Source organism: Flavobacterium ginsengisoli (genome assembly GCF_029625315.1).
Lineage (GTDB): Bacteria > Bacteroidota > Bacteroidia > Flavobacteriales > Flavobacteriaceae > Flavobacterium > Flavobacterium ginsengisoli.
In genome coordinates this window covers 114,071-135,053 of the sequence record NZ_CP121110.1, presented here as the reverse complement: position 1 = coordinate 135,053, position 20,983 = coordinate 114,071, and the positions used below count along the sequence as shown (strand labels likewise).

The window sequence follows — 20,983 nt, the reverse complement described above, 5'->3', positions numbered from 1 at the left end:
GTTTAGTTTTTAATAGATGCTACTTTTTTCTCATTGATATAGGTATTTATAAAATTTATGTTTTTTACGTTTTTTAATAAATAGACAGAATCTACCTTTTGGATTTTTACATTTTTAAGCGTAATATTTTCCACTGGAGATTCCTTATAACCTTCTGCCCAAACGCTGTATTTTCCGCCGTTTTTTACAGTTACATTCTCTAAGCTTACATTTCTGATAACTGGAACAAAGTTGCCTGTCTGAGATCCGTAGACATTGTAAAACATGTTTAGTTTTAAAACACATTCTTTAACAGTCCCCACTTCCAGATTTCGCACATAGATATCTTCAATAACTCCGCCTCTTTTAGAATTGGTTTTTATACGAATGGCACGATCCAAATGCGGACTGTCCATTACACAATTTTCAACAAAAACATTATTTACTCCTGCCGAAATTTCACTTCCAATTACAACACCTCCGTGTCCGTCAATCATTTTACAGTTCTGCACAATGATATTTTTGCTTGGTATTGCGACTCTCCTTCCGTCACCATCGCGGCCAGCTTTAATTGCAATACAATCGTCACCTGTATTGAAAGTGCAGTTTTTAATTAGAATATTTTGTGAATATTCTGGATCACAACCGTCATTATTTGGGCCATGGCTATTAACCGTTACTCCATCAATAATCATGTTGTTTGTTTTTATTGGATGTAAAATCCAAAAAGGAGAATTAATGATTTTTACATCTTTTATTAAAGCTGTATTACATTCAAAAAATTCAATAAAGTTTGGTCTTAAGTAACGTCCTTCGCCAAAAACTCTTTCAGAAACCGGAACTCCTTTTTCTGCCATATCAACCAAAACCTCACGATTGGTTGGATCGTTTTGAGATGGAATTCCCTTTTTCCAACCATAATCTTTTCCTCCAGACCAAATCCACCAATTAGTGCTATCTGCCTGACCGTTTAAAGTTCCTTTTCCTGTAACTGCAATATTTGTTTTGTTTTTTGCATAGATAAGTGGCGAAAAGTTCATTAATTCTGTTCCTTCAAAAGAAGTATGAACAATTGGATAATCTTTTGGATTTAAACTAAACAGAATCTCAGCATGATCATCTAAATGCAAATTCACATTACTTTCTAAATGAATTGCGCCAGTCAAATATTTTCCGTTCGGAACCAACACTTGACCTCCGCCGTTTGTCGCACATTCTTGAATTGCTTTTTGAAAAGCCAAAGTGTTTAAGGTTTTGCCATCTGCAACAGCACCAAAATCATTAATACTGTATACTTTATTTTCAAAATGTGTCTGAGGAATACTTTTTACAACCAAATCCATTTTTTCCCATGGATTATCTGAAGAACTAGAAGTGGAATGTTTTGCACATGATACAGTAAAGAGCCCAAAAGCGACTAAAAAAAGAATCTTTTTAAATGTGACCATCTTATTTGCAATCATCTGTACAGATTTTTCTTGTTTGAATGTCAAAAACATAACGATTTATGTAATCGATTACACGAAAATAGAAAAATAGTTCTACGAGACCAAATTAATTTAGAAAAAAATTATATATTTAATTTTTATTAGAAATTTTAATTACATTTAATGCAAAAATATTGACAATTTATTATCATTGTAGAACCTAAAACGTTTTAGTTTTTTGATATGGTAATCGATAACAATTTTTATTACATAATAAAAAAAAATGTACTTTTGTCTAAAATAATCCCGATAAACTTTTTTTGAATGAGTGAAAAAGTAACTATTTACGATATTGCTGAAAAATTAAACATCACAGCTGCAACTGTTTCCAGAGCGTTAAACAATAATCCTAAAATAAAGGAAGCGACGCGCGAGTTGGTAATCAAAACTGCCGCTGCAATGAACTATAAGCAAAATAAATTGGCGCTAGCTTTAAAAAGCGGTCGCAGTAATAATATCGGAGTTATTGTACCGCGTATTGACAGCAATTTTTTCGCTTCTGTTATTCGAGGAATCGAAGAAGAACTTTATCCTCACGGTTATCAGGTAATCATCTGTCAAACTCACGAAAGCATAAAAAGAGAAAACGAAAACCTTCATACATTAGTAGACGCACAAGTTGACGGAATTATGATGTCGGTTACTGGTATTTCAGATGAAAATGACAGTGCTTTCAGAAATGTATTGGAAAAAAATGTGCCTCTAATATTTTTTGATAGAAGCAAGCATATTGATGGTGTAAGTTCTGTTACCATTAATGACTTTAAAGGAGGTTATTTAGCTACCAAACATTTAATTCATGAAGGTTGCCGACATATTGCTCATTTTTCTGGAGATCAGTCTTTAGATATCTTCAAAAACAGGTTTTTAGGCTACAAACAAGCTTTATTAGATAGTGGGCTTCAATTTAATGAAGAATATGTTATTCATGTAAAAAGTAGCGTCGAAGCTGGTAAAGAAGCAGCAAGTGCATTATTAGCTTTACAAACTCCGCCAGATGCCATATTCTCTTCAAGTGACTTCGCCGCATTAGGAGCAATTCAGGAACTTCAAAATAGAAATATCAGCATTCCAAATGAGTTTTGCGTGGCAGGATTTAGTAACGAGCCTTTTACCAAATTCATGGAATTATCAATCACTTCTGTCGATCAGTCTCCACTAGAAATGGGTAAAATGTCTGCCCGTGTTTTCTTAGAACAGGTTGATAAAACAGATACAATTAAAATCGAAAAAAAGGTAGTCCTTGCACCAGAATTACATATTCGAAAATCTTCTACAAGAACTAATTTTTAATTTTTTTACCATATAAGTTATATAAGTCCATTTTAGAATGGGCTTTTTTTATGCAAGCTTCGGAGAAGCGAAATATTTATAGATCAAAATTAGTCATCGAGAATAAAGCTTTAGAGGGGCGACACATATTTTTTCACAACCTAAATATATGTCGCCCCTCTGGAGCTTTATATTGTAACCGATTAATCTTTTGCTATAAATATTTTGCTTCTCCGAAGCTTTCTCAAAAAAAGAGACGCACTACTGTGCGTCTCTACATATAAACCTTTGCCACTTTGTATCTCTGTACCTTTGTACCTAAAAAACTAAAGTGAAACTCCTCTTTTCCAAGGAATAAAATCGTTCTGATTTAAAATTGCGACTTTAGTTTTAACAGTTCCGCTAGCAATATCTATAATAAATTCAAGCATTTCATCAGACATTTCTTCAATAGATTTTTCACCTTTGATGATTCCACCAGTGTCAATATCTATAATATCTGACATCTTTGCCGCTAACTCTGAGTTAGAAGATATTTTTACAACCGGCGCAATTGGATTTCCTGTAGGAGTTCCTAAACCTGTTGTAAACAATACCATATTAGCTCCTGAGCCTACCATTGCGGTTGTACACTCAACATCATTTCCTGGCGTGCATAGCAATGTTAATCCTGGCTCGTTAATATACTCTCCATAATCGTAAACACCCGCAATTGGAGATGTTCCTCCTTTTTTAGTCGCTCCAGCAGATTTCATAGCATCAGTGATCAAACCGTCTTTGATGTTTCCTGGAGAAGGATTCATATCAAATCCTGAACCTGCATCAACAACTGTTTTCTCGTACCATTTCATCAAATCCAAGAAACGTTTTCCGTCCTCGTCATCAACGCAACGGTTTACTAATTCCTGCTCTACACCACACAATTCTGGAAATTCAGAAAGAATTGTTGTTCCACCTAATGCCGCCAACTTATCAGACAATACTCCTAAAGTTGGGTTTGCAGAAATTCCAGAGAATCCATCAGATCCACCACACTCCAAACCAATTCTTAATTTAGATAATGGAGCTGGCTCTCTCTTAATTTCATTTGCTTTTTTAATAGCTTCGAAAGTATCTTTTACAACACTGCTCAACATCGCTTCAATTGTTCCTATAGATTGCTGATCGTAAATTAAAACAGGCTTTTTACTCTCTGGATTAATTGCATCTAAAGCTTCTTTGAAAATTGAAATTTGAAGATTTTGGCATCCTAAACTCAATACAGTTGCTCCAGCAACATTCGGATTATTTACATAACCCGCCAAAAGCTTCGCTAAACTGTGAGAATCCTGACGAATTCCACCACAACCACCTTGGTGTGTGATGAATTTTACTTCAATATTATTGAATAAGTTAGCGTCGTTTGAAGCTTCCTGATTTCCTGCGCCACCCGTTTCTGATTTCACTAAAGAACGCAACAATAATTGATAATCGTTTTCTTTAGGTTTCATCAACTCTTTCTCAAAAATATCTTTTAAGATTTCGATGTTTCTATTTTCACAAAATACTAGTGGAAAAAACAACCAAACATTTTCTGTTCCAACTTGTCCATCTTCTCTATGATAGCCCTGCCACGTTCTGTCCTTCCATTTGTCAACATTTGGAGCCGTCCAGCCGATAGTTTCAGTTTTACCCGTAACTTTATCACTTTCGTGTTTTACGTTTGCAGTAGAAAGCAATCCTCCTTTTTCGATTCTTGCACTCGCCTTACCTACCAAAACACCATACATAATGATTCTGTCTCCTACATTAAAAGGAACCATTGCAATCTTATGTTTCATTTTCACATCAGACTCAACGGTAATTGATTGTCCTTCAAAATCAATTACTTCGCCTGCGGTCAGATTTACCAAAGCCACCGCTACGTTATCTGTAGGATGAACTTTTATTAATTTTTTCTGCGTTGCCATAATTAACCTTTGTTCTTTGTTCTTTTTGTTTTTCTCTTATTTTCAAGCCGTTGAGTAAAATTAAATTTTACTCATGAGCTTAGATTTAAATCTGTGCAAATCTGCTTTCATCTGTATAAATCTGCGTGAAAATCAATACGCAAAAAAATTTCACGCAGATTTCAAAAGATTTTAGCAGATTTAATTAGATTTTTATTTATTGAATCAAACTATTTCTTAGTCCAATCCCCAAAATGAATTTATTTTATTCTTTCTTGAAACTTAGCAAAACCAGCTTCAACTCCGTTTGAATCTATTTCTTCTAAAGCAATCGTGATCGCTTTAGTTAAACCTGGAATTTCAGTCAAATCTTCATCCCAAAAACCTTTGTTTTGTAATGTTAAACGAGCGATTTTTTCGTAATCATCAGATTTCCAAAGCCCGTTGAAGAATGTTGTAATATCTTCACTGTCATTAACTGGTAAATCTTGTCCGTTCCAAGTTCCTTTATAAAAACGAATTAATGCAGAGAAAAGCGAAAGTTAAATGAACAGGAAGTTTTCCGTGAACATCAACATAACCTGTTAAGCTTGGTAATACGCGAACTTTAAATTTAGAAATTGAATTTAAAGCGATCGAAGACAATAAGTGCTTCACGAATGGATTTCTAAAACGGTCTAAAATCTCTTCAGAGAAACTAGCCAATTCTGCTTTATCCATATTTAAAGTTTCATTGATTTCTTCAAATAATGCTTTATTGATAAAATCACCAGTAAAAGCATTATCAACCGTTTCTTTTACAGTTTCGTTTCCGTAAAGCAAAGAAAATGGCACCATTGCTGTATGTGCTCCGTTAAGGATTCTAACTTTACGAGTTCTGTACGGCTGCATGTCAGAAATGATTTTTACATCTAAATCTGTTTTATGAAATGGAAGTTTTGCTTTTAATTCATCATCTCCTTCAATAACCCATAAGAAGAAAGTTTCTGCACTTACAATCAAATCATCTTTATATGAAAGCTGTGCATTGTATTCTTCAATTTGATCTTTCGGATAACCTGGAACAATTCTATCTACCAAAGTATTGTGGAAAGAACAGTCATTTAATAACCAAGAAATAAATTCTTGCTCCAATTTCCAATCTACACAATACTTCAAAATAATTTCTTTTAAAGTATCTGAATTATAATTGATTAATTCGCAAGGAATAATCGTTAAACCTTTATCTGCAGCACCTTTAAAGTGTTTGAATCTTTCATGCAAAAGAACAGTCAATTTAGCAGGAAAAGAAACCGGCGGCTGCATTGTTGGCAAATCTGAAGCGATGTACTCAATACCAGCTTCAGTTGTATTAGAAATAATAAAAGCCAATTCTTCTTCTTTAGCTAAAGCTAAATAATCTTGAAAAGAAGCATAAGGATCAATCGCTCTTACAATATTAGTAATCAACTCTTTTTCTTGAATTTCCTCACCTTTTTTAACCCCTTTCATAAACAAAGTATACAATCCGTCTTGCGCATTGATCATGTTTACTAAACCTTTGTCAATTGGCTGAACTACTGCAATACCAGCATTAAAATCAGTATTTTGATTTAATTTTTGGATTGCATATTCAACAAAAGCCCTCAAGAAGTTTCCTTCTCCAAATTGTACGATTTTAACTGGAAGTTTTTCTGTAAGTCCTGCGTTTGATCTGTTTATTTTTTCCATTTTGATTTTCTACTTTATTGTTTTATAAATAACCATTTACAAACCTTATTTCGTTATTTCTGCCTTTTAAATTGTAAATGAAACATTACACCCGATTGAGTAAAATAAAGCCGGCTGTGAGGAATGGCTAGCTAAATTTTTCAAGCGTAATGTTCAATTACAATCTCTAAAAATCTAAAAAAACTTATAAAATAAGGAGTTAGGCATGATTACCCCTTAATCTATTTTCTAATATCTTTTATAATGTCAAGAACCTGTTTCACTTTTGCAGTAAGTCCGTCGAAGTCTTTATTGTCTAGTATGTCTTTTGAAATTAACTGTGAGCCCAAACCAACGCAGGTTGCTCCCGCATTTAACCAAGAACTCAAACTTTCTTTTGTTGGATAAACACCACCTGTAGGCATAATATTCGTCCACGGACATGGACCTTTTATCGCTTTAATAAACTCTGGCCCGTAAGTATCAGCTGGAAATAATTTTACGATTTCACAGCCTAATTCTTCGGCTCTAGCAATTTCCGTCAAAGTACCACAACCAGGTGACCATAATACTTTTCTGCGATTACAAGCTATAGCTATATCTTCTCTAAAAACTGGTGTTACAATAAAATTTGCTCCTAAACTCATGTATAATGAAGCAGAAGCTGCGTCTGTAATAGAACCAACTCCTAGAATCATTCCTGGAAGTTCTGCCAAAGCATATTTGTTTAAAGCTCCGAAAACCTCGTGAGCAAAATCGCCTCGACTAGTAAATTCCATTAATCTGGAACCTCCGTCATAACATGCTTTTAAAACTTTTTTACTTAGCTCAATGTCAGAATGAAAAAACAACGGAACCATACCGTTCTCCTTCATTGTCTGAGCTACTTCTATTCTTGAATATTTTGCCATTTTTATTTAAAATTATCTTGATACTAATGCAGAACCATCACCATCAATCATATTTTCAACTTCTTTTAAAGTAACCAAGTTATAATCTCCTGCAATTGTATGTTTTAAACAACAAGTCGCAACTGCAAAATCTAATGCTCTTTGATTATTATTTTGATATTCTAATAAACCATAAATTAATCCACCCATAAAGGCATCACCACTTCCTACACGGTCAACAACTGGAGTAACTTCTTTTACGGCTGCACTGTAAATCGCTTTTCCGTCATATAAAATTCCGCCGATTCTCTGGTGAGATGCACTAACAGAATAACGAAGTGTCGTTGCTCGCAATTTTTAAGCTCGGAATCAATTCAAACAATTTATCATAAACTGCTGGAAGTGATTTTTCGTCCTGATAATTCGGATTTACTTTCGGGATTCCTAACATGAAATACGCCGTATCTATATCTCCCAAAATCACATTGCTGTATTTTAGCATTTCTGGCATAACCTCACTTGGAGTTTTTCCGTATTGCCAAAGTTTTGATCTATAGTTTAAATCGCATGAAATTTTAATTCCTTTTTTATGAGCGACTTTAATTGCCTCTAAACAAGCTTCAGCCGCACTTTCAGAAATTGCTGGTGTAATTCCGCTCCAATGAAACCATTCTGCACCTTCCAAAACTTTATCCCAGTCAACCTGTCCTTTTGCTATGGTCGACATGGCACTGTGCGCACGATCGTAAACCACATTGCTTCCGCGAGTTCCTGCTCCAGTTTCTAAGAAATAGATTCCTAAACGTTCTCCTCCATAAACAATGTTTTTAGACTCGACATTCATCTTTCTGATTTCTTTTAATGCAGAAAAACCAATTTCATTTTCAGGTAATCTGGTAACAAATTCAGCATTTACGCCATAATTAGCCAACGAAACGCATACATTAAATTCACCGCCACCATACGTAGCACCAAATGCTGTAGATTGCGAAAAACGCAAATGTCTTTCTGTCGATAAACGCAAGCATGATTTCTCCAAATGCAACTACTCTACTCATTATTTATATATATTTTTTGCCACAGATTACAATGATTAAAAAGGATTTCATTTAACGAGCCTTGCGTAATCTTTACTCCCGATAGCTATCGGGATTGCGGTTAATTTTTTATTTAAAACTTAAAATATTCTTTAGCGTTGTTGTATGAAATATCAGAAACTAATTTTCCAATCCATTCCATATCATTTGGAAGTTCACCACGTTTGATTTCGTCTCCCAAAAGATTACATAAAATACGTCTGAAATATTCGTGTCTTGGGAACGATAAGAAACTTCTAGAATCTGTAAGCATTCCAACAAAACAGCTAATTAAGCCCATGTTTGAAAGCGCGTTCAATTGTTTTGTCATTCCATCTTTCTGATCTAAGAACCACCATCCAGAGCCAAATTGTACTTTTCCGCGAACACTTCCGTCGTTGAAGTTTCCAATCATCGTTGCCATAACTTCGTTATCAGCAGGATTTAGGTTATAGATAATCGTTTTAGTCAATTTATCTTTACTGTCTAAAGCGTTTAAGAAAGCTGATAATTTTTGCGCTTGCGGATAATCTCCAATAGAATCCCATCCTGTATCTGGACCTAAGATTCTGTGCATACGAGCATTATTGTTACGCAATGCACCTAAGTGAAACTGCTGCACCCATCCAAACTCATGATAAGTTTCTGATAAGAAAACTAAAATAGCACTATGGAATTTTAAAACTTCTTCTGGAGATAATTCGCCATTTTCTCTTTTCTTTTTGAAAATAGCATTTACTTCACTTTCTGTATAGTTCTCAAAATCAATTTGATTCAATCCATGATCACTTAATTTACATCCGTTTGCGTTAAAGAATTCGATTCTTTTTCTTAAAGCAGACTGTAAATCAGCATATGTGTTAATTGCAATACCGGACACATCCCCTAATGTGTCCAGATATGCATTATAACCATCATTAGCAATTAAGATGGCTTTATCAGGTCTGAAAGCTGTACTCATTTTAATTCCAGTCGAATTATTTGCGAATTTTTGGTGAAATTCTAAAGAATCGATTGGATCTTCTGTAGTACAAACTAATTCAGCGTTTACTTTTTTAAGAAGGTTTTGTGTGCTGTACGCTTGAGAATTTATTTTCTCAGAAGTTTCGATATAAATTTTCTCTGCAGATTTCTCATTCAATAAATCATAAATATCAAAATAACGAGCCAATTCTAAATGCGTCCAGTGATACAACGGATTACGCATTGTGTACGGAACAGTTTTTCCCCAGTTTAAGAACTTATCTTTATCTGAACCATTTCCTGTTACAAACTGTTCGTTGATTCCTAAAGTACGCATTGCACGCCATTTGTAGTGATCACCATTAATCCAAACTTGCGTGATATTGTCAAAGATTTTATCTTCTGCAATAAACTGCGGATTTAAGTGATTGTGGTAATCAATAATGGGCTGATTTTTAGAGTAATTGTGGTATAACTCTTCAGCATATTTATTTTCTAATAAAAAATTATCGTGTATGAATTTCTGGCTCATGTCTTTTAAAATATAATTTGAAAATTATTCTTCGTTTGAAGGTTTTCCGATTGTCGCAAGGATTCCACCATCAACATACAAAATGTGTCCATTTACAAAATCACTCGCTTTAGATGATAAAAATATTGTCGCTCCAGCCAAATCGCTTGGATCTCCCCATTTTGCGGCTGGCGTTCTGCTGATGATAAAATCGTTAAATGGATGCCCATCAACTCTAATTGGTTTGGTTTGTTCTGTCGCAAAATATCCAGGGCCGATTCCGTTGATCTGAACATTGTATTTTGCCCATTCTGTTGCCATATTTTTAGTTAGCATTTTCAAACCACCTTTTGCGCAAAGCATAAGCAGAAACTGTATTTCTTCCCAATTCACTCATCATAGAGCAAATGTTGATGATTTTTCCTTGTCTTCTTTCAATCATTCTTTTTGCAACATGCTTAGAAACTATAAACGGACTTACAAGATCGATATCAACTACTTCTCTAAAATCTGATACTTCCATATCTAGCAACGGAATTCTTTTGATAATTCCGGCATTGTTGATCAAGATATCAATTGGTCCAACTTCGTTCTGAATTTTAGCAACTGCTTCTTTTACTTCCTGCTCTTCAGTTACATTAAATTTGTAGCCCACTGCATTAATACCTTCACTTTTTAATTCAGCTACAGCATTATCAATTTTTTCTTGAGAAGAATTTCCGTTCACAACAATTGTTGCACCCGCCTGACCTAATCCTTTTGCCATTGCCATTCCCAGTCCGTGTGTACTTCCTGTTATTAAGGCAACTTTTCCTTTTATATCAAATAAATTTGTCATCTTATCTTAAATCAGTGATTTTACAAACATCCATATCTCCGTAATCTAAGTTTTCACCAGCCATTCCCCAGATAAAAGTATAATTGCTGGTTCCTGAACCAGAGTGAATAGACCAAGGCGGAGAAATTACTGCCTGATGATTGTTCATCCAGATATGTCTTGTTTCCTGTGGTTGTCCCATGAAGTGGCAAACTGCCTGATCTTGTGGAATATCTAAATAAAAATAGACTTCCATTCTACGATCGTGAACGTGAGCTGGCATGGTATTCCAAACACTTCCTGGTTTCAATTCTGTCATTCCCATTTGCAATTGGCAAGTTGTTACTACGCTTCCAATAATCATTTGGTTTACGGTACGGTGATTTGCCGTTTCCATAGTTCCTAATTGTAATTTATTAGCTTCAGCTAAACTTACTTTCTTAGTTGGGTAAGTCGTGTGAGCTGGTGCAGAGTTTAAATAGAATTTTGCAGGATTGTTTTTGTCATCACTTTTAAAAACCACCTCTTTATTTCCAGCTCCGATGTACAAAGCATCTTTAAAACCTAACTCATAAGTTGTTCCTTCTACGACAACAGAACCGCTTCCTCCAACATTGATGATTCCTAATTCTCTACGCTCTAAAAAATAAGGCGCTTTTAAAGGATCGATCGTTTCTAAAGCTAAATCACCTTTTACAGGAACTGCAGAACCTGCAATGTATCTGTCGTAATGCGAATAAACCAATACAACTTCATCTTCCTGCATTAAGTCATCAATTAAGAATTCTTCTCTCAATTGCTGTGTATCATATTTTTTTACAGCTTCGGGGCTTGACGCGTATCTTGAACTATATTTTGTCATAATTTTAAATTAATGTAATCGATTGCACAAAATTATATTTTTATATTTAAATAGCATAATTGAAACGAGAAAAATATTTCAATTATGCTAATTTTTCTTTAAAGATCTGTTATTGGAGCATATTTAGGAACCAATGATTTCATTACAATCCAACCTGTCAAGTAACAAATTGCACAAATTGAGAAAATAATAAAATATCCTGCTTCAATTCCTTTAAATCCCATAAAAGCCATATTTGTATCTTTAGCGTAATCAAACAAAACTCCTGATCCTTTATTGATTAATGTTGAACCAACTCCACCTGCTAATCCTCCAATCCCTGTAATTGTTGCAATTGCTTTTTTAGGAAACATATCTCCTACTGTTGTAAAAATATTTGCCGACCAAGATTGGTGTGCCGCACCAGCAATTCCGATAATGATTACTGGAACCCAGTAACTGATATATCCTAATGGCTGCGCGATTAAGGCCAACAATGGAAAAAAAGCAAAAATCAACATCGCTCTCATTCTTCCTTCGTAAGGATTCATTCCTTTTTTCTCTACAAAATAAGTTGGTAGCCAACCTCCGATAATTGATAATAATGTAATTAAATAAAGTACAAATAATGGGAATGCTTGCTTCTGTAGAATCCATTCCGTATACAGAACTTAGATACGCTGGAGTCCAGAATAAGAAGAACCACCAAACACCATCTGTCATAAACTTACCAAATGCAAAAGCCCATGTTTGTTTGTACTTAAAACAGTCTGCCAAAGAAACTTTTGTGCTTGTTTCTGGTACAAAACCAACCAATTTGCTGTCTGCAATATCGTCTTGCTGAATATAAGCTAATTCTTCTGATGTAACTTTAGAATGTCTTTCTGGTTTATCGTACATAAACATCCAGAATCCCATCCAAACGAATCCCAAGGCTCCGATGATGATAAATGACATTTCCCATCCGAATGATTTTGCAATAAAAGGAATTGTAATTGGCGCTGCTAAAGCTCCAACAGTTGCTCCAGCGTTGAAAATACTAGTTGCAAAAGCTCTGTCTTTTTTAGGAAAGTATTCTGCTGTAGTTTTAATCGCTGCAGGGAAGTTTCCTGCTTCTCCAACTGCTAGAACGAAACGAGCAAAAATAAATAAAGCAACACTTACATTGATAACCAATGCTGTATCGCTTACTGTACTAATTATTTCTTTTGAACCATGAAAGCCTACAAACCATTCTCCTGTAATAATTCCTGAAGTTGCAATTCCGCAGAAAGCATGAAGACAGGCTCCAACTGACCAGATTCCGATTGCCCAAAGAAATCCTTTTTTAGTATCCAACCAATCTACAAATCTACCTGCAAATAATAATGACACTGCATAAAAGATAGAAAACAAAGCGGTAATATTTCCGTAGTCGTTATTGGTCCAGTGAAATTCTGGCGCAATAAAATCGCTCCATGTTAACGACAGTACTTGTCGATCTAGGTAATTAATTGTAGTTGCAAAAAATAGCAATGCACAAATACTCCAACGGTATTTTCCAGTTGTTTTGATGCCTTGATTTACAGCAACAGTTTCGGTTTGATTCATAGTAAGTGGGTATTATAGTTTTGTAATTTTTGGTAATCTTAAAAGACTATATTTACTGCTTTCTAAAAATAATACAATCAATATATTAACACCTTTAAAAAGAAATAATGTAATCGATTGCACAAATATAGTTTTTAATCTGTATAATCCAAATAATATTATGTAAAAAAATATTTTAGCTTCTAAAATAAACATAATACATAAAAAAAGAATACAAAATTACACATTAAACAATATATTTGTTAAAAGCTAATAGGTAAAATTCATCCTTTTTATGGGGTAAAATTGTCCCAAAACACATGTTTTGCAATTATATTTCTCCTTATTTTTATCTTTTAAATTCTAAATATTGAATTTCTATCATAAAACCAAATAACCAACTGTAAAACAATTAATTAAAAGTAAAATTGAAAACAATAAAAACACAATCGTTAAAAAGAATCGCTACTAGCTTTCTTCTTTTTTCAGGACTATTTTCTATGAATGCACAAAATCAAGTGATTGCGCTTTGGAATAAAATTCCAGACGAAATAAAAGCACCAGAGTATAAAGAAAAGCCAGAACTAAAAGATGGAAAAATGCAAAGTACAAGTCAGGTTTCTGTTCCTACTTTAAGCATTTTTATTCCGAAAGAAACAAAACCAAATCAGACTGCAGTTGTAATTTGCCCAGGCGGAGGTTACACACATTTAGCATTTGATAAAGAAGGAACAAAAGTCGCTGAATGGTTTAATAGTTTAGGGATCACTGCATTTGTTTTAAAATACAGAATACCAACTGATTTAACCATGAAAAATAAAACCGTTGGACCATTGCAAGATGCACAGGAGGCTATTCGCTATGTAAGGCAAAATGCGGCAAAATGGAATATTGATCCAAACAAGGTTGGAATTTTAGGCTTTTCAGCTGGAGGGCATTTGGCTTCGACCGCATCGACTCATTATGACGATAAAGTTTATGAATCTGATTATAAGGTTAGTGCTCGTCCCGATTTTTCATTGTTGATTTATCCAGTAATTTCAATGGAAAATGCAATTACCCACAAAGGCTCTCAAACCAATTTACTTGGAAACAATCCTTCAAAAGAGTTAATAGATGCTTATTCAAACGAAAAGAGAGTGACTTCTAAAACGCCTCCTACTTTCTTAATTCATGCTACAGATGATACTGTTGTTATACCAGAAAACAGTATTAATTACTATTTAGCTTTAAAGAAGAATGGAGTTTCGGCAGAGATGCATATCTATGAAAAAGGAGGCCACGGATTTGGTTTAGGTGTAAGCGACACCAATAAATTCTGGACTAGAGATTGTGCTGAATGGCTAAAAGCAAACGGATATAATTAAAAAAAAGAAAGGCAAAACTTTTACAAGTTTTGCCTTTTATCAAAAAAAAACAAAAAAGGAATTATAAAAACCAATTTTATATGTTTAAGCAGTGATTTCTTGCTCTGCTGTATTTTTCAGTTTAGGAACGGGAATTGCTTTACTAGCCACTTTTGGTTTTGCGGCAGGTTTCTTTTTACCAAACTTCTGTTTTCCCCACCAAATAATAAATCCTGTAATGGGCAAACTGGCCGAAATTAAACTAGCCAAAAATGCAATAATTTTCCCTGTAAGCCCCAGTACACTTCCTACGTGAATATCGTAATTCATACGTCTGATTTTGTCTGGAATATTCGCTTCAATATACTTTCCTGAAAAAGGTGTTTTAATCGAAATTTCTTTCAAACTCTGCTGATCAAAACTATATCTATCCATATTATAAAAAGTGTGTCTTTGCTTGTAAACAAAAGCACCAATTGGATCTGCCGGCTTTCCTGGAATACTAATCATAATTCCTGCGACTTGAGGATTTTCTTTTCTTAAATTCAATAAAACTTTATCAGCTGTAGTGATATTGAATGTTTTTACATTGGTTGTATCCGATTTTGGAGATTCGCGACTTTCTGTCAACGGTTTTCCTCCAGATGTAATCCAATATAAAGATTTACTCCACCATCCAAAGCTCCATACTAAACCAGTTATGGCAATAAAAAACAGGAAGATGCGGCTGTAAAAACCGAATACGTTATGCATATCATAATTGACACGTTTAAAACTAGCATCCCATTTAATTTTAAAACTTTTATCAATAATGGATTTAATCCATTTTGTTGGCCACCACAAAACGATGCCCGATATTAATAATACGACAAAAATTAAAACAGCAACTCCAACAATTGGTCTTCCAATATCATATGGAAGCCATAATGCGCGGTGTCCGTTTAAAATCCATCTGAAAAAATCTGGCGAATCTCCTCTCGAAAAAGTCTTTACATTTAATATTTCTCCAGTATACGGATTCATGTAAACGCTTATAAAAGTTCCAGATCTTCTTCCTCCTTTACCTTTTTTTCCTTTTCCTTACCCTTTTCACCTTTTTTCCCTTGAGGCTTCAAATCAGATTTTGCTTTTTCCTGATTTTGAGCTAAATCTTTTTTATGCTCACCTCTTTTATTTCCTCTTTCACCTTTGCCTCCTTCACCTTCTTCTTTTTTCTCCACAAAATAACCTACAATCGCAGACTTCATCTTTTGCACCAAAAGTTACACTTGTAGCTTTCTTATCTTTCATTTTTTTATCTGCAATCGAAACCAATTGAGACGGAAGTAAAAATGCCTCTTTCTGAGGCTTTACAAAACGCCAATCTTCAATAAAATCTTTGATTTCATTTTCGAAAACATAAATGCAACCTGTAAGACTGACAATAACTACAATAATTCCTGATGCCAAACCAAGCCACAAATGCAGCCAGGCCATGATACGCTTAAAAAGCGACTTTTTACTTTTTTCTTATTATTTGGTTTTGAAGAAGAAAACATAATTGGATAGATAAATAGGATAAATAAAAAAACCGCAAGCCCTCATAAAATGAGGACTTACGGCAAAAAAATTAGTATTTTAATTTCTGAATTGCAGTAATTTGACCTCCTTCAACTTTCATACCTCTTGTTGCTACAGCAGTAGTACCGTTAACAGTATAAATCCAGCTTCCCTCTGGAGTATTAACTCCAATAATAGCAGAATTTCCATCTTCTGTAGTAATGTTGTAACGACTTGTAACAGAAGTTAATGTTTCAGGCGTATTTGTTACCCATGTAAAAGTTTGGTTATAAACGTCAGCAATAGCCATTTTAACTGCGCCATTATTTTTCCCAACGTTTCCATACATTAACAATAAGAATTTACCTTTAGAAATGTAAGTTGTAGAAGAAATTTTGTATCCTCCTGATTTTTCTTGAACATTAAAGAAATAAGATTTATCAAACTCTGTAGTTCCTTTTTTGATTTTTACAACTGCAGATGGTTTTGTAGAAGTCATCACAGTATTGCTTGTTGCAATTGCTCCAGAGAATCCGTAAGCATCTCCATTTTCATCTTGAAATAATCCGTTTGTAAAGTAAGCACCTAAATAACTTGTACGGTTATCTTTGATTACTTTCTCTAATTTAAGTTCTGGATAGTTGTAAACTGCTACCCAAGTACTGTCTGGATTTGCTGTCCCGAAGTTATCAAGTCCGTCTCCTTTAATACTCATATAAGGCATAAATACTTTGTCTCCTACTTGAGTTGCCCAAGTAAAGAAAGCCCTTTCTCCGTTTCCAGCCAATATTTTAGTATCTTGTTGAGCCTCACCTGTAATTAGTGATTTTGTAGCATCAATTTTATACATTTGAGCAATAGATGCAGCCCCGCTTCTTGGAACTTTTACGGTTAAGATATCTTTATTTACAGTCTGCAAAAACATGTACAGTTTCTGCCTGAAAATCAGATTTTTTCTGCAATTTACCTTCAGCGGTTAAGTTGTAAGTAGTAACAGCACCTGGATTTCCTTGTCCGTATAATAAACTAAAAAAGTTATTTTCAGCTGTAATATAATAACGGTAAGTTCCGTCTTGTTCAATACCATTACCAATTGTACTTACTGTACCTGTTGTTACATCGTCTGCAGTTAATAAATAATCTGCAATTCCAACCGCTCCAGTAGTTGCTGTAATGATATATTTCGTTTTACCAGTATCAACTCCGCCACCAGTTCCGTTTCCTGAATTTTCGTCACTGCTACATGAGAATGTTGTAAAAGCTATAAAAGCTGCGAATAAAGCTAATTTGCTACCTCTTTTCATAATTATTATGGATTTAAAATTTTATTAATTTGATTTGGTGAAAAAATATCTGAATTTTATATAGAAAGCTCTGCTTGGTTTTTGTAGTGAAAAATTATCGTATAGCTTATTATCTAGGACGTTTTTGCATTCTAAAGCGATATTATACTTACCATCTGCCATTGTATAAACTAAATTAAGATCATGATTATACTGCACTGGAATTTCTAATTTTCCGTCCTTTGTTCCCATACTTGGCCATGACAAATAATAGGTATGTACATAAAGTAGATTATACCCAACAGATAAATTATTGCCTTGTCTGAATACATCGTTAAAAAATACGGTAGCATCAACATTACCAAACATATAGGGTATATTTGGAATTCTGTCTTTATAAAACCAAGATACAATTGTTTGTTCTGGCTCGTATTTAGTCATATTACGCAAATTTTGATACGTCATATTGAAACCACTTGTAAACCTTTTTCTGTACGAATATCTTATCTCTCCATCAACACCGTAATTGGTCATTTTTCCAAGATTTACAGAATAACTATCTACCTGATTTGTAAACAATGTGTTACGAATAAAATCTCTGGCATCACGATACATAAAGTTGATGTCAAATGTTAATGCATTCACTTTATTAAAGTTCGTCTGGTAGCTAGCTCCTAAATTATAGTTGTAGCTAGATTCTGGTTTTAAATCAATATTTGACGCAATATTATCGTTTGGACTTCCAAAAAGTTCTTGAGAGTTTGGAAGACGATAACTTTTTTCGAAAGAAGCTTTTACCTGCAAATTTTGTTTTAAGTAATAACTACTTGCAAGTCCATATCCTAGCGTAGAAGTTTTATCTTCAAATTGTTGATACGCTATATCTCCAGCATTTCCACTTGGATTATAACTTCTTGAATATTTGGTATATAAATCATAGTTTTTTAAAAACACAGAAGTACTCCATTTTTTGTTATAATCGAACTTATAACCAAGACCTAAAATATTTTTCTGTGTTTTTCTAGGCTGCTGATAAGCAATAGATTCAGGCACTAATTCATCTTCCTGCTTACGATCAAAAGTCGTAAAAGTGTTATTAAGCATAAAAGAGTGGCGTTCGCCTAGACTATAAGTTGCGTTAGCATTTACAATACCATTATGATCACGCATTTTCATTAAGGTTCTTTGCTTTTCACCTCCTTCTCCGTTATATTTAATGTAATCTCCAAACCAATTATATTTGATAAATACAGTATCTACAGTTTGTTCTTCACCAAAATTGTAATTACCATTAACGTTTACATTTAAGCCTTTTGTAAACAAATCTTTTACTTGATATTTAATAGTAGGCATTAAGATATTACCTTGTCTATAACGGTCGCCAAAAACAGCTTTCATTCTAGCACCGGTCTGAATATCTGCTTTATTTTGTCCTCCTGTAAAACCAATCATTAATTTATCGGCGTATTTTTTTCCAGTGATACCAATATTTACAATTGCAGTTTCGTTATGGTAGGTGTCATGAAACCTTCTTAGTCTTGCATTTGGAAAATATTCACCCGTTTTTAAATCTGCTCGCTTCAACATTTACCCAGTAATTATTATCTGAATAGTTTTGAAAAACATTAATCTCAGTTGTAAAACCACTTTTTGCAGTATACCCAGCATTGATAGCAGTTTTATGCGTATTAAAAGATCCAAATGAATAAGAAGCATCAAAATAGGTTCTTGGTTTTGTGTTTGTAACAATATTTACAGCACCTCCCAAAGCATCGCCTCCAAGCCAGATTGGCACTACACCTTTATAAACTTCTACACGATCAGCAAGGTTGATTGGAATATTGTTTAGCTGAAAAGAAGAACCAAAGTTTTCCATCGGCATACCGTCAATAAAGACCTTAATTTGATTTCCAGAGAAACCATTAATAGAAAGTTCTGACTGAGAACCTACTCCACCCTGTTCACGAACACGAACTCCCGAAACCCTGTCTAAAGCATGCGAAAGATCTAATGTTGTATTATGAAGTTTTTTAGCATCAATTGCAGTAACACTATAGGCTTGTTTATTTACTTTATCGGTTGCAGTACGGCCCATCACTGTAACACTTTCTAATTCATTTAATTCGCTTTCTAAATGAATGGAAACATTGACAGGATTGCCAGAAACTTCTATCGCTTTTTTTAAAGTTGAAAATCCTATTGCAGAAATTTTCAAAGTGTGTTTTCCAGATGGAACATTTTTGAAAGTGAAGTTCCCGTTTTCGTCGGAAATCATACTTAAATTCGTTTTTTCAATAAATACTGTCGCAAACGGAATCGTTGCTCCAGATTTTTCAGCGACTTGACCAGTCACTGCAAAACCTTGATTTTGCTGGGAAAATGATAAGAACGTGGATAGAAAAAATAAACTGGCAAATAAAAATTTTTGAGTTGACATATCTTTAATTAGACTAATTATAAATAACTTTGCTGCAAAAGTACCATCAACGTCTTCAAAAAAGATAGGGAAAAACGGATTATTATTTTGTAAAAACGGATTATATTTTGAAAATCAAAGCCACACTTCTAACCTCTGAAACGCCTATAATTAAAATTCAAATTGGAGATAAATATTATCCGAAAAGTGTTTTAACGGAGGAAAATGTCAACATACAAAATGGTGATTCAGAAAAAATAATCAGTCGTCATCTTATCACAGAAGGATTGGTTCTCCTTGATACACAATTGTATTTCTCAAATTCTAAAACTCTTATTTTTGAAATTGATGAAGAATCGATCGTTATGAATTTTATTTACAGTAGCAATGTTGAGACTCATATTGATCAATTGGAAAGTGAAAAATATTCTAAAGAAAACACCCATAATATCTTTTACACCAATAACTTTAAGGGTTCTTTTAAAATTCCAGCTCATAAAGATGTAAATTATATGTCTATTATATTATCCAAAGAGTTTTACTACAATATCATAAACGAAGATTGGCAATTGCATGAAAAATTTTCAAAAAAAATCCTTCAAAAACAATCTTGCTATTTAACTTCTAAATATCTTCCGTTTACATCGCCAATTAAGTGGGTAACATCAGAAATAAAAAATTGTACTAGAGAAGGTGTTTTAAAAAGAATTTACATTGAAAGTAAGATTAAAGAACTTCTTATTCATCAACTTGAAACATTAATTACCAAACCCTTACCAACAGAAAAAATAAACGAAGAAGATTACAACAAATTATTAGAAGCAAAAAAAATATTAGAAAACGATTATCGAAACACTCCTACTCTACCTGAACTTTCCAGACTTATTTCGTTAAACGAATTCAAATTAAAAAAAGGCTTTAAAGCTTGTTTTGGAACCACTGTAAAAAGCTATATTATTAAACTGAGAATGGAACATGCCAAAAAATTGTTTCAAAGCAAGACCGCTACAGTAAGCGAAGCAGCATACAAATGCGGTTACAAAGACGTTTCTCATTTTTCTGCGGCCTTCAAAAGCTACTACGGATTTTCGCCTCAAAAATTTAAAATCAATACTGATATTATTCAATTTTGGTCGCTTGCTTTTTCATTTATAGTATAAAAAAAGGGTTTTAAAATTCAGTCCGTCGACTTCCTCTTAAAACCCTAAAAATTAGACATTAATGTATAGTGCAAACTCTTATACAATTACCCACGATCAAATGAATATGTCAAAATTTAATTCAAAAAAAATGTTTCTCCAAAAAACATGAATTGTTAAAACTTAAATAATGGCATTCTAAAAAAGGTAAAAAACAACATTGTTCTTAAATTTCAAC

At 33.7% G+C, this 20,983-nt stretch carries 15 protein-coding genes and 4 pseudogenes; 3 read left to right on the top strand and 16 right to left on the bottom strand.

Translation table 11 applies throughout. The annotated features are described in order from the left end of the window. Window positions 1-2 precede the first annotated feature (2 nt). Window positions 3-1,442 (bottom strand): glycoside hydrolase family 28 protein, encoded by a 1,440-nt coding sequence (locus P5P87_RS00630; RefSeq protein WP_278021151.1) that lies wholly within the window; start codon window positions 1,440-1,442, stop codon window positions 3-5. 288 nt (window positions 1,443-1,730) lie between these two features. On the opposite strand from P5P87_RS00630, the gene P5P87_RS00625 reads away from it, so the two are divergent. Beyond that, a complete protein-coding gene (locus tag P5P87_RS00625) occupies window positions 1,731-2,759 on the top strand; it encodes a LacI family DNA-binding transcriptional regulator (protein ID WP_278021150.1) in 1,029 nt (342 codons plus the stop codon). 305 nt (window positions 2,760-3,064) lie between these two features. Here P5P87_RS00625 and P5P87_RS00620 read toward each other — a convergent pair whose 3' ends face one another. The 8 genes and pseudogenes from P5P87_RS00620 to P5P87_RS00585 form a co-directional block, all read right to left on the bottom strand. Then, window positions 3,065-4,687 (bottom strand): UxaA family hydrolase, encoded by a 1,623-nt coding sequence (locus P5P87_RS00620; RefSeq protein WP_278021149.1) that lies wholly within the window; start codon window positions 4,685-4,687, stop codon window positions 3,065-3,067. A gap of 239 nt (window positions 4,688-4,926) precedes the next feature. Further along, window positions 4,927-6,376: pseudogene (locus P5P87_RS00615) on the bottom strand (tagaturonate reductase). A 221-nt stretch (window positions 6,377-6,597) separates the two neighbouring features. Continuing rightward, window positions 6,598-7,266: a bifunctional 4-hydroxy-2-oxoglutarate aldolase/2-dehydro-3-deoxy-phosphogluconate aldolase gene (locus P5P87_RS00610; RefSeq protein ID WP_111425578.1), complete on the bottom strand. Its 669-nt coding sequence runs from the start codon at window positions 7,264-7,266 to the stop codon at window positions 6,598-6,600. A 12-nt stretch (window positions 7,267-7,278) separates the two neighbouring features. After that, window positions 7,279-8,303: pseudogene (locus P5P87_RS00605) on the bottom strand (PfkB family carbohydrate kinase). 112 nt (window positions 8,304-8,415) lie between these two features. Further along, window positions 8,416-9,816 (bottom strand): glucuronate isomerase, encoded by a 1,401-nt coding sequence (gene uxaC / locus P5P87_RS00600; RefSeq protein ID WP_198857982.1) that lies wholly within the window; start codon window positions 9,814-9,816, stop codon window positions 8,416-8,418. Between the two features lie 24 nt (window positions 9,817-9,840). Then, window positions 9,841-10,633: pseudogene (locus tag P5P87_RS00595) on the bottom strand (gluconate 5-dehydrogenase). A gap of 1 nt (window position 10,634) precedes the next feature. Further along, window positions 10,635-11,474, bottom strand: a complete 840-nt coding sequence (gene kduI / locus P5P87_RS00590) for a 5-dehydro-4-deoxy-D-glucuronate isomerase (protein WP_111377125.1) — start codon at window positions 11,472-11,474, stop codon at window positions 10,635-10,637. Between the two features lie 98 nt (window positions 11,475-11,572). Continuing rightward, a pseudogene (locus tag P5P87_RS00585) lies at window positions 11,573-13,043 on the bottom strand (MFS transporter). Between the two features lie 407 nt (window positions 13,044-13,450). Here P5P87_RS00585 and P5P87_RS00580 point away from each other — a divergent pair. Next, window positions 13,451-14,389, top strand: a complete 939-nt coding sequence (locus tag P5P87_RS00580) for an alpha/beta hydrolase (RefSeq protein WP_198857977.1) — start codon at window positions 13,451-13,453, stop codon at window positions 14,387-14,389. A gap of 84 nt (window positions 14,390-14,473) precedes the next feature. On the opposite strand, the gene P5P87_RS00575 is transcribed toward P5P87_RS00580, so the two are convergent. The 7 genes from P5P87_RS00575 to P5P87_RS00545 form a co-directional block, all read right to left on the bottom strand. Then, window positions 14,474-15,391, bottom strand: a complete 918-nt coding sequence (locus P5P87_RS00575; RefSeq protein ID WP_278021148.1) for a PepSY-associated TM helix domain-containing protein — start codon at window positions 15,389-15,391, stop codon at window positions 14,474-14,476. Window positions 15,392-15,399: 8 nt separating this feature from the next. After that, complete coding sequence (locus P5P87_RS00570; RefSeq protein ID WP_278021147.1) at window positions 15,400-15,588, bottom strand: hypothetical protein; 189 nt, start codon at window positions 15,586-15,588, stop codon at window positions 15,400-15,402. Beyond that, window positions 15,566-15,844 carry a PepSY domain-containing protein gene (locus P5P87_RS00565; protein ID WP_278021146.1) on the bottom strand — a complete coding sequence of 93 codons (279 nt, stop codon included), beginning with the start codon at window positions 15,842-15,844 and terminating at the stop codon, window positions 15,566-15,568. Before P5P87_RS00565 ends, P5P87_RS00570 begins: the two co-directional genes overlap by 23 nt. Window positions 15,845-15,977: 133 nt before the next feature. Beyond that, complete coding sequence (locus tag P5P87_RS00560; RefSeq protein WP_278021145.1) at window positions 15,978-16,826, bottom strand: DUF4374 domain-containing protein; 849 nt, start codon at window positions 16,824-16,826, stop codon at window positions 15,978-15,980. Continuing rightward, on the bottom strand, window positions 16,810-17,211 hold the full coding sequence (locus P5P87_RS00555; protein ID WP_278021144.1) for a DUF4374 domain-containing protein: 402 nt from the start codon (window positions 17,209-17,211) through the stop codon (window positions 16,810-16,812). The genes P5P87_RS00560 and P5P87_RS00555 overlap by 17 nt, the downstream gene beginning before the upstream one ends. A gap of 24 nt (window positions 17,212-17,235) precedes the next feature. Further along, window positions 17,236-18,777, bottom strand: a complete 1,542-nt coding sequence (locus P5P87_RS00550) for a TonB-dependent receptor domain-containing protein (RefSeq protein WP_278021143.1) — start codon at window positions 18,775-18,777, stop codon at window positions 17,236-17,238. After that, window positions 18,746-19,543, bottom strand: a complete 798-nt coding sequence (locus P5P87_RS00545; protein ID WP_278021142.1) for a TonB-dependent receptor — start codon at window positions 19,541-19,543, stop codon at window positions 18,746-18,748. Before P5P87_RS00545 ends, P5P87_RS00550 begins: the two co-directional genes overlap by 32 nt. Before the next feature lie 191 nt (window positions 19,544-19,734). Between P5P87_RS00545 and P5P87_RS00540 the strand changes: the two genes are divergently transcribed. After that, complete coding sequence (locus tag P5P87_RS00540; RefSeq protein ID WP_278021141.1) at window positions 19,735-20,766, top strand: AraC family transcriptional regulator; 1,032 nt, start codon at window positions 19,735-19,737, stop codon at window positions 20,764-20,766. Window positions 20,767-20,983 lie beyond the last annotated feature (217 nt).